The organism is Filomicrobium sp., from assembly GCF_025698805.1.
Taxonomy (GTDB): domain Bacteria; phylum Pseudomonadota; class Alphaproteobacteria; order Rhizobiales; family Hyphomicrobiaceae; genus Filomicrobium; species Filomicrobium insigne.
In genome coordinates this window covers 194,995-209,753 of sequence record NZ_JAILWT010000003.1, presented here as the reverse complement: position 1 = coordinate 209,753, position 14,759 = coordinate 194,995, and the positions used below count along the sequence as shown (strand labels likewise).

General features: G+C 57.1%; 15 protein-coding genes. 13 read left to right on the top strand and 2 right to left on the bottom strand.

The genetic code is table 11. The features are described 5' to 3' along the window. Complete coding sequence (locus tag K5845_RS08385; protein WP_046478851.1) at window positions 1–561, top strand: peroxiredoxin; 561 nt, start codon at window positions 1–3, stop codon at window positions 559–561. Here the strand turns inward: K5845_RS08385 and K5845_RS08380 are convergent. Together K5845_RS08380 and K5845_RS08375 are read right to left on the bottom strand one after the other, a co-directional pair. Continuing rightward, window positions 524–1,216: a uracil-DNA glycosylase gene (locus tag K5845_RS08380; protein WP_052743934.1), complete on the bottom strand. Its 693-nt coding sequence runs from the start codon at window positions 1,214–1,216 to the stop codon at window positions 524–526. The genes K5845_RS08385 and K5845_RS08380 overlap by 38 nt on opposite strands. A gap of 44 nt (window positions 1,217–1,260) precedes the next feature. Then, window positions 1,261–1,893 (bottom strand): LabA-like NYN domain-containing protein, encoded by a 633-nt coding sequence (locus K5845_RS08375; RefSeq protein WP_046478850.1) that lies wholly within the window; start codon window positions 1,891–1,893, stop codon window positions 1,261–1,263. A gap of 609 nt (window positions 1,894–2,502) precedes the next feature. On the opposite strand from K5845_RS08375, the gene rpoZ reads away from it, so the two are divergent. The 12 genes from rpoZ (at window position 2,503) to K5845_RS08315 (ending at window position 14,755) form a co-directional block, all read left to right on the top strand. Continuing rightward, entirely contained in the window at window positions 2,503–2,928 is a 426-nt protein-coding gene (gene rpoZ, locus K5845_RS08370; RefSeq protein WP_046478849.1) for a DNA-directed RNA polymerase subunit omega, read from the top strand. A 249-nt stretch (window positions 2,929–3,177) separates the two neighbouring features. Then, window positions 3,178–5,421, top strand: coding sequence for a RelA/SpoT family protein (locus K5845_RS08365; protein WP_287958777.1), 2,244 nt, complete (start codon window positions 3,178–3,180; stop codon window positions 5,419–5,421). A 58-nt stretch (window positions 5,422–5,479) separates the two neighbouring features. Next, entirely contained in the window at window positions 5,480–6,106 is a 627-nt protein-coding gene (locus K5845_RS08360) for a DUF2062 domain-containing protein (protein WP_046478846.1), read from the top strand. Continuing rightward, window positions 6,103–6,900, top strand: a complete 798-nt coding sequence (locus K5845_RS08355; protein ID WP_046478843.1) for a pyridoxine 5'-phosphate synthase — start codon at window positions 6,103–6,105, stop codon at window positions 6,898–6,900. The genes K5845_RS08360 and K5845_RS08355 overlap by 4 nt, the downstream gene beginning before the upstream one ends. Before the next feature lie 332 nt (window positions 6,901–7,232). Continuing rightward, the gene (gene lepB / locus K5845_RS08350; RefSeq protein ID WP_046478841.1) at window positions 7,233–8,003 is read left to right on the top strand and encodes a signal peptidase I; all 771 of its coding nucleotides are present in this window, start codon (window positions 7,233–7,235) and stop codon (window positions 8,001–8,003) included. A 10-nt stretch (window positions 8,004–8,013) separates the two neighbouring features. Then, entirely contained in the window at window positions 8,014–8,751 is a 738-nt protein-coding gene (gene rnc / locus K5845_RS08345; RefSeq protein ID WP_244466771.1) for a ribonuclease III, read from the top strand. Next, window positions 8,744–9,670, top strand: a complete 927-nt coding sequence (gene era / locus K5845_RS08340) for a GTPase Era (protein WP_046478838.1) — start codon at window positions 8,744–8,746, stop codon at window positions 9,668–9,670. The genes rnc and era overlap by 8 nt, the downstream gene beginning before the upstream one ends. A 181-nt stretch (window positions 9,671–9,851) precedes the next feature. Further along, entirely contained in the window at window positions 9,852–12,005 is a 2,154-nt protein-coding gene (gene nuoG / locus K5845_RS08335; protein WP_287958776.1) for an NADH-quinone oxidoreductase subunit NuoG, read from the top strand. Then, entirely contained in the window at window positions 12,002–13,069 is a 1,068-nt protein-coding gene (gene nuoH, locus K5845_RS08330) for an NADH-quinone oxidoreductase subunit NuoH (protein ID WP_090229170.1), read from the top strand. The genes nuoG and nuoH overlap by 4 nt, the downstream gene beginning before the upstream one ends. Before the next feature lie 167 nt (window positions 13,070–13,236). Next, window positions 13,237–13,725 (top strand): NADH-quinone oxidoreductase subunit NuoI, encoded by a 489-nt coding sequence (nuoI, locus tag K5845_RS08325; RefSeq protein ID WP_046478833.1) that lies wholly within the window; start codon window positions 13,237–13,239, stop codon window positions 13,723–13,725. Continuing rightward, the gene (locus K5845_RS08320; RefSeq protein ID WP_090229173.1) at window positions 13,700–14,047 is read left to right on the top strand and encodes a hypothetical protein; all 348 of its coding nucleotides are present in this window, start codon (window positions 13,700–13,702) and stop codon (window positions 14,045–14,047) included. Before nuoI ends, K5845_RS08320 begins: the two co-directional genes overlap by 26 nt. Window positions 14,048–14,110: 63 nt before the next feature. Next, a complete protein-coding gene (locus tag K5845_RS08315) occupies window positions 14,111–14,755 on the top strand; it encodes an NADH-quinone oxidoreductase subunit J (protein ID WP_090229175.1) in 645 nt (214 codons plus the stop codon). The last annotated feature ends 4 nt before the right edge of the window (window positions 14,756–14,759 follow it).

Sequence of the window (14,759 nt, the reverse complement as noted above, 5' to 3'; positions counted from 1 at the left end):
ATGGCCGAGCCGTGGCCATATCCCGCACCGTTGGACGATGGGGCCGCCGACCACCTGCGGGTGGGGCTGAAGCTTCCCGAAATTCCCCTGTACGCAACATCGGGCGATCGTATTGCGTTGGCAAATTTGCCAGGCCGTTCGATCGTGTTCGCTTATCCATGGACGGGGCAACCGGGTATGCCCAACCCTCCGGGATGGGATGACATTCCCGGTGCCCATGGATCAACGCCCGAGGCAGAAGGGTTCGCCAAGCTATATCCGCGCCTTCGCGAGATGGAAATTTCCGTATATGGCCTGAGTACCCAAGACACAGACTGGCAAGCCGAATTCGCAGAACGGATCGGGCTGCCCTTTCCGTTGCTGAGCGATGCAGAATTTGCCTTCGCCCGAGCGCTTAAGCTCCCCACCTTTAAAGCGGGAGACACGAGCTATCTAGCGCGGTTGACGCTGATCATCGCAGATGGATGCATTGAGCACGTGGACTATCCCGTGCATCCTCCCCACACCCATGCGCATGAGGTGTTCAAGCGCGTGGCGGCATCTGGTCAAGCTCACGCCTGATCGCATCAAATACAGCGTGGAACATTTCCGTCGTCAGCCTGCCGGTGTTGGTGTTGTAACGGGAGCAGTGAAAGCTGTCGAAGAGAAGTCGCCCTCCACCGAGTTCGTGGCGCGCGCCATGCCCAAACTTGAACGCTGATTTGCGCAACGCTAGCGCTGAAAGCGTTTGATCATGTGCGATGCGCCCAAGCGCCAAGATAACGGAGAGGTTGGGAAGCGTTTCCATACGCGCGCTAAAGAACTGACGACAGGTGGAAATCTCCACGCCGGTAGGTTTGTTCTCAGGGGGAACACACCGCACTGCATTCGTGATCATGCAATCGCGAAGCTCAAGCCCATCGTCTGGTCGAGCTTGATAGCTCCCTTCCGCAAAGCCGAAATCCAGAAGCGTCGCGTAGAGCAAATCACCGGCGTAATCACCGGTGAAGGGACGTCCCGTACGATTGGCGCCACCGCGTCCCGGCGCCAATCCCACGATCAATAAGCGAGCTGTTTCTTCGCCGAACGAGCCGACCGCCCCGTTATACCAACCGGGTTCAGCGCGTTTGTTTTCATTACGGTAGGCAACAAGGCGCGGGCACAAGGCGCAATCATGTGGCGGTTCCGGCGTAATTTGCTGGGGAACCGCCCGTTCTTCCGTCGTACCAAGCCGCACGTTTCGTGCCCCCTACCAGTATGGGGGCAATCAAAGCGCCCCTCTTAAACTTCCTCTTCCGACAGATCGTCGTCTTCATACGGAACAGGGTCATTCTCGCCGCGATAACCGCCGTGTGGCGCGGCCCGTTCACGTTGGGGTCCGCGTCCGGCGTCGCGGCCGATGAGAGCTTCGAGTTCCGCCAGATCAATGAACTGATCCGACTGCCGGCGCAACTCGTCGGCGACCATGGGAGGCTGCGTTTGCAACGTGGAGACGACACTGACACGCCGCCCCATCTGCTGAAGGGCAGCCACGAGGCAACGGAAGTCACCGTCACCAGAGAAGAGAACGATGTGATCAAGGTGCTCGGCAAGACGCATGGCGTCAACCGTCAGCTCGATATCCATGTTGCCTTTAACTTTGCGGCGTCCAGTCGCGTCCGTGAATTCCTTGGTGGGCTTCGTCACCATCGTAAAGCCGTTGTAATCGAGCCAATCTATCAACGGGCGAATGGACGAATACTCCTGATCTTCCGCCAGCGCCGTATAATAAAGCGCGCGAACAAGATGCCCCTTCTGCCGGAAGTGAGCGAGTAGCCGCTTGTAATCAATATCAAAACCGAGCGCCTTCGATGTTGCGTAGAGGTTCGCACCATCGATAAACAGAGCAACACGCTCGTTCGGGTAAAAGAACATTCGGATTTCCTTGCTGTGCGTCAGCGGCTCAAATCAGGAGGCGCGACGAAAATCATGTGTAGTTGGGGTAGTTCATCGAAGTCTGGCATGCCTATAATAATATCAAAGGCATACGTGGGGAGCCTACAAAGCTAAGGTGCCAACTTTTTGATGAACAGCGTGCATAACAGATATGTATTGAGAGGCAAAGAATATTCACCGTCAAGAACTCTAGGGTTTTGTGGCGAAACGTCGCGCCATGCAGGTAAGTTCCCCGTAACACACCAAGGAAAGTGAAAAAAAATCATATTGCTTCTCCCCACGTCGTCAATTTCGACGAAAGGAGTGGAATATGAGGTATGCAGCATTAGAAAAACGCCAGCCTTTGTTCGGGCAAGTATTTGGAAGGCGGGAAAATCGTCTGGGATATACTTGAGCATATAACGAGTAGAAGTTGGTGCAACCAGGGCTATAGCCATAGCCCGCAGCTTGCGCGATTACCAAAATGCGTTAGACTAAATTGATAACAGCGCCGCAGCGCCTCCAATCGATGTGGAATTGCATTATTCCGCACGTGTTGAAGTGCGTCGTGGCGAGTAGCTATTTCTAGCTCCGAAAGGTTTTTGACGAATGGCACGCGTCACCGTTGAGGATTGCGTCGATAAAATCCCTAACCGCTTTGAGCTTGTCTTGCTCGCGGCTCACCGCGCTCGCAACATTTCGGGCGGCAGCTCGATTACGATTGATCCCGATAACGACAAGAATCCGGTTATCGCACTTCGTGAAATTGCGGAAGAAACGATTCCTCCCGAGGACATGCGCGAAGGTCTTATCCACACGTTGCAGCGTAACGTGGAAGTCGACGAACCCGAAGCCGGCGCGGCACCGGTGCTCGCAGTTGAGCGACGCGCGCCAATGTTGGGTCGCGATGATCAATCGAGCGACAACGTCGTTGATGTTTTGACGGAAGAGCAGCTTCTGCGCGGGCTTGAGACCATGACCCCTATGGAGCCATCAGCCTCCGGCGGCAATGGGCCTCGTGATCGCGGCCGTTAAGCTGCAGGCTCGGCATGAGCGTCCCAGCTTGTCCCAAGCCTTGATAGGATTGTAACCCATTGACGAGACAGGGGCGGCGCAGCATGTGTCGCCCCTATTCCTGTCTGCGCTGCTAGATGCTATGCCGCCTAGTTGAATTCTGAGCGCCCCGCGCGAGTTGGCGTCAAGGCCGGATGCGCGACCGCACCGCTGTTGTAATGTGTAGCCCTTGACCTTCCCCGAGGACTGCGATTGGGAGCACGCCTTTCGATGATGCGCCAGTATGAGCTGGTTGAACGCGTAACGAAATATGATCCTGGCGCAGATGAGGTTCTCCTGAACCGGGCCTATGTCTATGCCATGAAGGCGCACGGTCACCAAAAGCGTGCCTCCGGCGACCCTTATTTTTCACATCCTCTCGAAGTTGCGGCGATCTTGACCGATCTCCATTTGGATAGCGCGACCATTACCACGGCGCTGCTACACGACGTGATCGAAGATACCGATGCAACGCGCGCGGAAATCGATCAGCTGTTCGGGGCAGAAATCGGGGCTTTGGTCGATGGACTGACCAAGATCAAGCGGCTCGACCTCGTCTCGAAGCAGGCGGAGCAGGCGGAGAATTTCCGCAAGCTCTTGATTGCAATCTCAAGTGATATCCGCGTCCTACTCGTTAAGCTTGCGGATCGTCTCCACAACATGCGCACGCTGGAATACATGAAGCCGGCAAGCCGACAGCGCATCTCGGAGGAGACACTCGAGGTTTACGCGCCGCTGGCCGGACGGATGGGTATGCAGGCCATGCGTGAGGAACTTGAGGACCTCTCGTTTCGCCGGCTCTATCCGGAAGCGTATGAAACGGTCGTTCACAAACTGGTTGATATTCACGAGAAAAATGAAGGGCTTGTCGAAGAAATCCGTATAGCGCTTGAAGCTAAGCTTTCAGACGTTGGAATACAGGCTGCCGTACACGGTCGGGAAAAGAAGCCCTATTCGATTTGGCGCAAGATGCAGAACAAGCAGATCGGATTGGAGCAACTCTCCGATATCTACGGTTTTCGCATCATCGTCGAAAACATTGCCGACTGTTATCGCGTGCTCGGGGTCGCTCACACGACATGGCGAACCGTTCCCGGCCGGTTCAAGGACTACATCTCAACGCCCAAACAGAACGGCTACCAATCGATCCACACGACCATTGTAGGGCCGCGTCATCAGCGCGTTGAGCTGCAGATCCGGACGAAGGAAATGCACGATGTGGCCGAATACGGGGTTGCCGCGCACACCTTCTACAAAGAACCGACAAATGGGGCCTCAGGCAACGGTAGCTCAACGGTGCTCAATCCCGACAGCGGCCCGTATCACTGGCTGCGTAGATTGGTCGACACTCTGCTGGAGGGGTCAAATCCCGTTGAGTTCTTAGAGCATACCAAGCTGGAATTGTTCCAGGATCAGGTCTTCTGCTTCTCGCCAAAAGGGCGCCTCATTGCGCTGCCCCACGGAGCGACACCCCTCGATTTTGCCTATGCTGTCCATACGGATATCGGCAATGCCGCGGTTGGGGCGTACATTAACGGTCGGCATATGCCTATCGACACCCAGCTCCGCAATGGCGACGAAGTCGAGATTTTAACGTCGAAGACGCACACCCCTCCGGCTGCCTGGGAGCATTTTGCCGTTACGGGTAGAGCCAGAAGTGCAATTCGCCGCGCAGCCCGCGATACGATGCGGCGGCAGTACACGGAACTTGGGCGCCGGCTCGTAACCTCTGCCCTTCAGGCTCAAAGCGAAAGCTACTCTGACGATCGGCTCAAAGGTGCGCTTCCGCGCATCGCCGGCGGGAAAACGGTGGAAGACGTGCTCGCTGGCGTGGCACGCAATGAAATTGCGGTCGACGAGGTTGTGCGAGCCATTCTCCCAGATGCCAACTTGCCGGCGCTGGCGAAATCGCCGCGCGCGAAAGCCCGCCGGCACCAGCCCTCGAACCAAGAAGGATGGTTCAATCTTTCCAAGGTGATGGGCCTGAAATTTCGTGTCGGGCAAGAGATCGAAGAAGGAATGTCGCTGCCTGGCAGCATTCCCTTGCGGGGGCTCAAGAGCGATATTCCTGTGACATTTGAGGATGGAGGCGCTGTCCCCGGTGATCGCATCGTCGGTGTGTTGACGCCAGGGGAGGGAATCCGCATCTTCCAGATCCACTCGCCGCGCTTGAAGGCGTACGAGCATGAACGTTGGATCGACGTCACATGGGATATCAATCGTGACCAGCCAGAGCGCTTTCCAGCCCGCATCGCAGTCACCGCCCTTAATGAGCCTGGAACTTTAGCCCAGATCGCCCATGTAATTGGCGAAGCTAGCGGCAACATCGACCAAGTCAGAATGGTCGGTCGAGGCCCTGACTTTACCAAAATGCTCATAGAGGTGGAAGTGTGGGATCTGGAACATTTGAATATGATTTTGTCAGGTTTGAAGTCGCAAAGCGTTGTCAGCCATGCAGACCGCGTGTTTGATTGAGCTGAGGGAAGTAGGCATGTGCGGCATCGTCAAGACCACAGGTCGGGGGGCCTGATAGATGATCTTCAAGCGGCGTACGCCGCCAACCTTCCTTGAGCGGGTGCGGGTTCTTGTGTGGCCGCGGCATACCTGGGAAAGATCACTAAAGTACATCGCCTTGCGGCTGATGCGCGTGCGTGCGACACCTCACCAGTTGGCGCTGGGCTTTGCCGTGGGTGTTTTCGCTGCGATTACGCCGTTGGTAGGCATTCAGATGCTGATCGCGGGGGTAATCACCCTGGCTCTGCGGGCGAGCTTCACGGCAGCAATGCTTGGCACGTTTTTCGGAAATCCGCTGACGTGGGCTATCGTTTGGCCTGCAACTTATGCAACAGGCAGTTTTTTGCTTGGAATACCGGCAGCAACCAAGACAGCCGACCTTGCGCAGCAGCTTAGCCTCTTCTGGGATACCGTCTGGCAGTTGTCTCCCGAGATGATCCTCGCCGCATTAGGATTGGCGTGGCCCTATATGAAGCCGATGCTAATTGGCACATTGCCCGTCGGCGCTGTTATCGCCACTGTTTGCTATATCTTCTGTAAGCGTGCGGCGCACGCGCATCAACAACGTCGCCGCAGATTGTCGCCGCAAGGCAGCGGGTATCCGCTCGGCGATCTGCTGGCGACGTATGATCCGGAATACTCATGAGTAACCGCTTGGCCAAGCCTTTGCGCCTAGGCGTGAATATCGATCATGTCGCGACCATTCGTAATGCACGGGGTGGTCGTCACCCGGACCCATTGCGCGCCGCGCACATCGCCGTCGAAGCGGGTGCCGATGGTATTACGGCACATCTTCGTGAAGACCGGCGGCATATTTCCGATTCGGATATCGCGCGCCTGAAGGCCGAGCTGACGCGCCCACTCAATCTCGAAATGGCTGCGACCGATGAGATGCTGGCGATCGCGCTACGCCATATTCCCAACGCCTGCTGCATCGTACCCGAGCGGCGGGAAGAGCGCACAACCGAGGGCGGGCTTGACGTAATTGCCGGAGGAGACCGGTTGCGGCGTATTGTGGAAGAGCTGAAGGCTGCGGGAATTCGTGTGTCGCTTTTTGTTGAGCCGGATGAACGCGCCATTGCCGCGTCCGCGAAAATCGGCGCTGACATCGTCGAGCTCCACACAGGCGCGTATTGCGAAAAGGCGTTGGAAGACAACGCTAAGGCACTCGCCGGAGAACTAAACCGGATCACCCAGGCAACAGCCATGGCCGCTGACTCCGGACTTGAGGTTCATGCAGGGCACGGGCTGACCTACAACACGGTTAAAGCGATTGCGGCGCTGCCCGAGGTTGTCGAGCTGAATATTGGTCACTTTTTGGTGGGCGAGGCAATCTTTGGCGGGCTGAATGCGGCTGTCAGGCATATGCGCGAATTGATGAATGAGGCGCGCCGCGAAAGCGAAGCCCGCGCGCGGCGTATGGCAGATCAGCTATCGTGAGCCATATCTTAGCCAAAGAGTCTAAATCCATAGTTCAGAAAGACATTTCGCCGCGTGACAACCTACGTGCTCGCGCAAACAGAACCCTCAGCGATAGTGCCCAATTAAATATGAGCTACGTGAGCCTTTGCCTAAACCGGTAATGCTCCAGCACCTCGATTCCGCATTGGCGCTACTAGAAAAGTCCGCACTTGGACAAGCTGCTCGTTTGCAGCGGTCACCATAAGTGGCTATAGCGGGCCAATAGTTAAAACCCATCCGGCTTACGCAAGCTGCCGGTTGATAAAGACCTTGAATGAGTCGCCCGAAAAGTCGGCGGTGGAGATCAACCGATGAGCCTGGATACGAACGCAAGCAGGAGTCGCGCTAACGGATGGTGGGAAACCATCAAGATCGTGATTCAGGCTCTCGCCATCGCCATGATCGTGCGAGTGTTTTTCTATCAGCCCTTCAACATCCCTTCAGGATCTATGAAGGACACGTTGCTGGTTGGTGACTACTTGTTCGTATCTAAGCTGTCTTATGGCTACAGCCGCTATTCGTTTCCGTTGAGCCTTGACCTCTTCGATGGTCGCATTTTTGGCGCTGAGCCACATCGCGGCGACGTCGTTGTTTTCAAACTCCCGCGCGATAACTCGACCGATTACATCAAGCGCGTCATAGGCTTGCCGGGCGATGAGATTGTCGTGCGCGGCGGTATACTCTTCATCAACGGCGATGAAGTGAAGCGAACACCTGCCGGAACGTTCAAGACATACGAGGACGGAGGTGTCACGGAGACGATTCCCCGGTATCGGGAAACGCTCCCCAATGGTGTCTCCTATGATGTTCTGGACGCCGAGCCCAATGGCCCGTTCGATAATGTGGGCCCCTATAAGGTGCCCGCGGGCCACTATTTTATGATGGGCGACAACCGCGACAACTCCACAGACAGCCGCGCGCTTTGGGGTGTTGGGTATGTTCCCTACGAAAACCTGATAGGACGTGCCGAGATCATTTTCTTCTCCGCAGCTGTGGATGAGCCGGGGGCGTTTAATCTGCTCACCCCGTGGACTTGGCCGTTTGACATTCGTTGGACGCGTTTTTTCAAACTTGTCCGTTGATAGGGCTCGAATGCTGGCCTACTTAACTGGCCGCATGATCAAAAAGAACAAAGACCTGAAGGCGCTTGAAACGGCGCTGGGCTATAAATTTAAGTCACATGATTTGCTGCGCTGCGCGTTGACGCACTCAAGTGCGCGCAGCGTGGATGCCGATACCGACGATAACGAACGCCTCGAATTTATTGGAGATCGAGTGCTCGGGCTGGTGATGGCCGAATTGCTCGGCGAAACGATGCCGACCGCCCGCGAGGGCGATCTTGCACGCCGCTTCAATCAACTCGTACGCCGTGAAACCTGCGCCACCGTAGCGCGACAGATAAATCTCGGACGCTACCTTATTCTTTCTCCGAGCGAATCCGACAATGGCGGGCGTGACAAGGACACGATTTTGGCCGATGCCATGGAAGCCCTGCTTGCTGCAATTTTTCTCGACGGTGGCTTTCCTAAGGCCCGCGCGACCGTGCGCAGCCTATGGGAGCCACAGTGCCGTCAACCATCATGTAGCGACCAGGACGCGAAGTCTGCACTTCAGGAGTGGGCACAAGGCCGCGGAATGCCGTTGCCGCGCTATGTGGAGATTTCTCGGACCGGCCCCGATCACGCACCCGTTTTCATAGCGGAAGTACAAATCGACGGCACTGAGCCGGGCCGTGGCGAAGGCCCATCCAAGCGCGCAGCCGAACAGGCTGCGGCGAGTTCTGTTTTGCAGCGCGAAGGCGTGCGGCGGGTAACCAATGACAATGCCTAATTCAGAAGCTGCCACGCCGGGAGGCACCAAGTGTGGCTTTGTTGCCATTATCGGCGCGACGAATGCTGGAAAGTCGACCCTCGTAAACGCCCTCGTGGGAGCCAAAGTCACGATCGTCAGCCACAAGGTTCAGACGACCCGGGCTCCCATTCGTGGCATTGCGATATCGGGCCCGAGCCAACTTATCTTCATCGATACTCCGGGAATTTTCCGGCCGCGACGACGGCTCGATCGGGCCATGGTTGATGCCGCATGGAGTGGGGCGGGCGAGGCAGATATCGTTGCTTTGATCGTTGATGCCGCACGGGGATTGGAGGAAAGCGTCGACGCGATTGTCGGTAGGCTGGCGGATATCTCGCTACCGCGCATCCTAATCCTCAACAAGGTCGACAGGGTCGCCAACAAGGCGACATTGCTTGATCTTGCGGCCAAGTTGTCCGCGCGCGTTCCGTTCGAGCGGGTTTTCATGATCTCGGCCCTAAATACCGATGGTGTCGAGGATTTGAAGACCTGGTTGGCCGCAGCGGCGCCTGAAGGGCCTTGGCACTATCCCGAAGAAGATATTTCGGACGCGCCCATGCGTTTGTTGGCGGCCGAAATCACACGCGAGCGCATATATCACTGGCTCCACGAGGAATTACCGTACGCGATTACGGTGGAGACGACGAGTTGGAAGGAACTGCGCGATAAATCTGTTCGTATCGAACAGACGATCTTTGTCGGGCGCGCCAGTCAGAAGAGCATCGTGCTGGGCAAAGGCGGACAGACGATCAAGCAGATTTCATCGCAGGCACGTCAGGAAATCCAAGGGATACTTGAGACGAAAGTTCATCTGTTCCTGTTCGTCAAGGTCCGCGAAGGATGGGAGGGCGATCCTGAACGCTATCGTGAAATGGGGCTCAATTTCCCAAAAGATTGATCGACCTTTGGGCTTTGCGGCAATGTCGCTTGCGCTTGTGGGGTTCTAGCGGTTACAGGAGTGCCGACGATCCGGTCAGCATGTCACTCTTTCCATAGCGTCGTTCACGCGTTACCAGGAAACATCACTTTGTGAGCCTGGCTGTCGACGACGCCGGAAGCGGTTCTGCGCGGGAGAACCAATGTCCAAGAAGCTCATCATCGACGACACTGAAATCGAGGTTGAAGACGGTATCACGCTGCTTCAGGCCTGCGAGCAGGCGGGCGCCGAGATTCCGCGGTTTTGTTACCACGAACGATTGTCCATTGCCGGCAACTGCCGCATGTGCCTCGTCGAGGTCAAAGGCGCGCCAAAGCCCATAGCCTCATGCGCGCAGACCGTGAACGAACTGCGCCCCAATCCAGACGGTTCGCCGAACGTCATTCTCACCAAGAGCGCGCTTGTTAAGAAAGCGCGCGAGGGTGTGATGGAATTTCTGCTGATCAACCACCCGCTTGATTGCCCAATCTGCGATCAGGGCGGCGAGTGCGACTTGCAGGACCAGGCGATGGCCTATGGGGTCGGCGGTTCGCGCTACGTTGAGAACAAGCGCGCTGTTGAAGAAAAGTACCTCGGCCCGCTGATCCGCACGTTCATGACCCGCTGCATTCATTGCACGCGCTGTGTGCGCTTCATGACTGAGGTTGCCGGCGTCGACGAATTGGGTCTCATCGGACGCGGTGAAGACGCGGAGATAACGACCTACCTTGAGCACGGAATGCTCTCTGAGCTCTCCGCCAATGTCAACGATCTGTGCCCTGTGGGTGCACTCACCCATCGCCCGTGGTCCAACACGGCGCGGCCATGGGAGCTGCGGAAAACCGAAACGATCGACGTCATGGACGCCGTCGGTTCCAACATCAGGGTCGATTCGCGCGGGCCGGAAGTCATGCGCATTCTTCCACGGAACAACGATTCAGTGAATGAGGAGTGGATCTCGGATAAGACGCGTCACGTCTGGGACGGCCTCAAGACACAGCGGCTTGACCAGCCCTACGTCCGCCGTGGCGGCAAACTGCGTCCTGCGACGTGGGAAGAGGCGCTGGGGGTAGTGACGCAGAAATTAGCTCAGACGGAAGCCTCCCGGATCGGCGTTATCGCAGGCGATCTGTGTGGCGCCGAGGAGATGTTCGCACTCAAATCCTTGATGGATCGCATGGGTGTGGCCAACGTTGATTGCCGCGCAGCCCACGAAGCATTTGATCCCTCGCTTCCGCGCTCAAGCTATCTGTTCAACACGACAATCGAGGGCATCGACGAGGCCGACGCGATCCTCCTCGTGGGAACGAACCCGCGTCTGGAAGCCCCGATTCTCAACGCGCGTATTCGCAAGCGCTATCTAAAGGGCGGTTGTGAGATTGCTCTCGTTGGGGCTCAGGTGCCCCTGACATATCGCTACGAACATCTGGGAACAGGGCCTGCCGCGCTTTCTGAGCTGGCCGATGGAAAACATGCCTTCGCAGAAATTCTGAGCAAGGCGAAGGCGCCAATGGTGATCGTTGGAGCCGGAGCCTATCGGCGGTTTGACGGCGAAGCGGTCATGGCTCTTGCTGCACGCATCGCACGAGCCGCAGGAAAAGACAAAGCTGCCGACTGGCGCGTGTTCAACGTGCTTCATACTGCCGCCGCACGCGTTGCAGGCCTGGACCTTGAGTTCGTGCCTGGCAAAGGCGGCCTTGATACGGCCGGCATGCTCGAATTTGCCAAGCATGACGGGCTTGAAGTGCTCTATCTGCTGGGTGCTGACGAATTCGATATGCCGCCGCCTGACGATGTGTTCGTCATCTACCAAGGCAGCCATGGTGACGCGGGCGCACACCGCGCGGACGTGATCCTTCCCGGCTCCGCTTACACAGAAAAAAGCGCCACTTACGCGAACACCGAAGGACGCGTGCAGTTGGGGCTCAAAGCGGTCTTTGCCCCGGGGGAAGCCAAGGAGGACTGGGCGATCTTACGGGCGCTGTCGGCGCAGCTCGGTCATACCCTGCCCTTCGATAATCTGACCGAGTTGCGCGCTGCCATGTACAAGCAGGCCCCTCAACTTCAGCGTATTGACGACGTCACCCCGGCTACGGAAGATCCCTGTTCGGCACTCATCGCACGAGAGGGCAAAGTGAGTGATACGCCGTTTGCCGAGGTGATTTCCGACTTCTACCTCACCAATCCCATCGCGCGCGCATCCCGTGTCATGGCCCAGTTAAGCGCGTTGAAAGCCGCCGCGGCAACCGACGCCCGCGTGACGCCGTTCGGTACGGACGAAGCGTCCGTCCAATACCAGATGAGCCCAGAGGCATGACGCAGGAAACCATAGACACGCTTTGGACCTACGGAATCTGGCTGCTGACGGTCATCGGCTTCAGCCTCCTGATGATCGTCGGCCTGCTGCTAATCATCGCTTATTTGCTGCTGATGGATCGTAAGGTCTGGGCTGCGGTGCAAATGCGCAAGGGACCCAACGTCGTCGGGCCCTTCGGACTATTCCAATCGTTCGCCGACCTTCTGAAGTTCGTTTTCAAGGAGCCTGTGATTCCGGCGGGAGCCGATAAAGGCGTGTTTCTCGCCGCGCCGGTCGCCACGGCAACTCTTGCACTCACTGCTTGGGCCGTAATCCCAGTGAGTGAAAACGATTGGGGGCGCTGGGTAATCGCCGATCTCAATGTCGGGGTTCTATACCTGTTGGCAATCTCATCCCTCGGTGTCTACGGCATTATCATGGGCGGTTGGGCATCGAACTCGAAATACCCGTTTATGGGATCCCTGCGCTCAGCCGCGCAGATGGTTTCCTATGAAGTCTCCATCGGCCTCGTCATTGTCACCGTGCTGCTTTGCGCCGGTTCACTGAACCTTACGGAAATCGTGAATGCACAGCAGGAGGGGCTCGGTACCGGCATAGGTTTGCCGAATTCGTTCCTCGACTGGTACTGGCTGCCCTTGCTGCCGATGTTCGTAGTGTTTTTCATCTCGGCCCTGGCCGAGACGAACAGGCCGCCCTTTGATCTACCAGAAGCTGAATCTGAACTCGTGGCAGGCTTCATGGTCGAATACTCTTCGACCCCCTATCTATTGTTTATGCTCGGCGAGTACGTGGCCATCACCACCATGTGCGCCTTGACTACGATCCTGTTTCTGGGCGGTTGGCTGCCGCCGATCGATGTTGCGCCCTTCAACTGGATCCCTGGGTTCTTTTGGTTCCTCCTGAAGGTCGTGGCGGTGTTCTTCATGTTCGCCATGGTCAAGGCGATGGTTCCACGATACCGCTACGACCAGCTCATGCGCCTGGGGTGGAAGGTATTCCTGCCGTTGTCGCTCCTGATGGTCGTCGTGGTTGCCGGCGTCCTCCAATACGGCGGGTTCGTGTGAATGCGCACAGCCGGACAACCGGTTGGAGTAATGACGGGATTACGGCTCTCTAAGGGCTGGCCTTATTGATGACGCTCAGGTATGTCCTGGGCCCGATTGTTACGGCATATTCGCGGCGGACCCCCGCCCGTTATGCGGTTCGACGATACCTGGAGGCGAATTAAAATATGGCGATCGCCCAAGCAGTCAGGTCGATGTTCCTCACCGAGTTCGTCTCGGCGTTCTTTCTCGCCATGCGCTACTTCTTCATGCCGAAGAAGACGGTGAACTACCCGTTCGAAAAGGGGCCACTCAGCCCAAGATTTCGCGGGGAGCATGCGCTGCGGCGTTATCCGAATGGCCAGGAGCGGTGCATTGCCTGCAAATTGTGCGAAGCAATTTGCCCGGCCTTGGCGATTACCATTGAGGCTGGGCCCCGGCGCAATGACGGCACACGCCGCACGACGCGCTACGACATCGATATGACGAAGTGCATCTATTGTGGTCTTTGCCAGGAGGCTTGCCCGGTCGAGGCTATCGTGGAAGGGCCAAATTTTGAATTTGCCACCGAAACCCGAGAGGAGCTGTTCTATGACAAGGAACGCCTCCTTGATAACGGCGATCGTTGGGAGAGGGAGATAGCAAAGAACATTGGGCTCGACGCTAAATTCCGGTGAGGGCTGGGGCGAGCTTCTCAAGGTCCTGAGTGACGAGGAACTCGACCAGTACGCCGCTATGGCCATGGATCAGGTGCGACAGGAGCGCCGTTGGGCCTGGGCCCAGTTATTCCTGCTCGCGACCTCCGTCGCACTGACGGTCTGGCTTGTGTGGCGTGCCGCGCGGCAGGGGCCGGACATGTCGACGCTCTACGCGTCGGTGGCAGCGGTCGGATTGCTCTATTGGCCTTGGCGCAGCGCCAAAATTCGACGGCTGTGGCAAGGCCACTGTGCGGCAGTGAAACAGGAGATGGCGCGTCGCCGCCAGGGCGATGCGAACTGAACAAGCGAACGGACCGTCGGGTCGGAGGTCCATCAGGGACGACGAAAAGCACGCGGGATCGAAATGACGTTGATTGCCTTCTTCTTCTATGTGTTCGCTGTCCTATGCATCGCGTCGGCGGCAATGGTCATCATCGCGCGCAATCCGGTTCACGCGGTGTTGTTCTTGATCTTGGCATTCTTCAATGCAGCGGGACTTTTCGTGCTGCTCGGTGCCGAGTTCCTGGCGATGCTGCTTGTCATCGTCTACGTCGGCGCTGTGGCAGTGTTGTTCCTGTTCGTCGTTATGATGCTTGACGTCGATTTCGCCGAGCTGAAGGCGGGTTTCATCAAGAATGCCCCTGTGGGCGCCGTCGTCGGCGGCATTGTCCTGGTGGAGCTGGCGTTATTGTTCATTGTCCACGGGTTCGATCTTGGCACCGCAGGAAAGCTGCAGGCTGCAACGCCGCCAATAGAATCAGGGATCGCGAATACCGAGGCATTGGGCCGGCTCATCTACACCAAGTACGTCTACTTCTTTCAGGCTTCTGGTCTCATTTTGCTCGTCGCGATGATCGGCGCAATCGTACTGACGCTGCGCCACAAGGAAGGCGTGAAACGCCAATCGATTGCTGCTCAGGTCGCACGTAATCCAGCTACGGCCGTTGAAGTCGTGAAGGTTCCGTCCGGCAGCGCCATCGTTCCTTCTAGCCAAGGACAGAATTCATGATTGA

What these genes read in the sequence shown, in the direction of transcription:
- K5845_RS08385 (WP_046478851.1), top strand. Translation starts at nt 1, where the DNA reads ATGGCCGAGCCGTGGCCATATCCCGCACCGTTGGACGATGGGGCCGCC.
- K5845_RS08375 (WP_046478850.1), bottom strand. Translation starts at nt 1,893, where the DNA reads ATGTTCTTTTACCCGAACGAGCGTGTTGCTCTGTTTATCGATGGTGCG.
- rpoZ (WP_046478849.1), top strand. Translation starts at nt 2,503, where the DNA reads ATGGCACGCGTCACCGTTGAGGATTGCGTCGATAAAATCCCTAACCGC.
- K5845_RS08365 (WP_287958777.1), top strand. Translation starts at nt 3,178, where the DNA reads ATGATGCGCCAGTATGAGCTGGTTGAACGCGTAACGAAATATGATCCT.
- K5845_RS08360 (WP_046478846.1), top strand. Translation starts at nt 5,480, where the DNA reads ATGATCTTCAAGCGGCGTACGCCGCCAACCTTCCTTGAGCGGGTGCGG.
- K5845_RS08355 (WP_046478843.1), top strand. Translation starts at nt 6,103, where the DNA reads ATGAGTAACCGCTTGGCCAAGCCTTTGCGCCTAGGCGTGAATATCGAT.
- lepB (WP_046478841.1), top strand. Translation starts at nt 7,233, where the DNA reads ATGAGCCTGGATACGAACGCAAGCAGGAGTCGCGCTAACGGATGGTGG.
- rnc (WP_244466771.1), top strand. Translation starts at nt 8,014, where the DNA reads ATGCTGGCCTACTTAACTGGCCGCATGATCAAAAAGAACAAAGACCTG.
- era (WP_046478838.1), top strand. Translation starts at nt 8,744, where the DNA reads ATGCCTAATTCAGAAGCTGCCACGCCGGGAGGCACCAAGTGTGGCTTT.
- nuoG (WP_287958776.1), top strand. Translation starts at nt 9,852, where the DNA reads ATGTCCAAGAAGCTCATCATCGACGACACTGAAATCGAGGTTGAAGAC.
- nuoH (WP_090229170.1), top strand. Translation starts at nt 12,002, where the DNA reads ATGACGCAGGAAACCATAGACACGCTTTGGACCTACGGAATCTGGCTG.
- nuoI (WP_046478833.1), top strand. Translation starts at nt 13,237, where the DNA reads ATGGCGATCGCCCAAGCAGTCAGGTCGATGTTCCTCACCGAGTTCGTC.
- K5845_RS08315 (WP_090229175.1), top strand. Translation starts at nt 14,111, where the DNA reads ATGACGTTGATTGCCTTCTTCTTCTATGTGTTCGCTGTCCTATGCATC.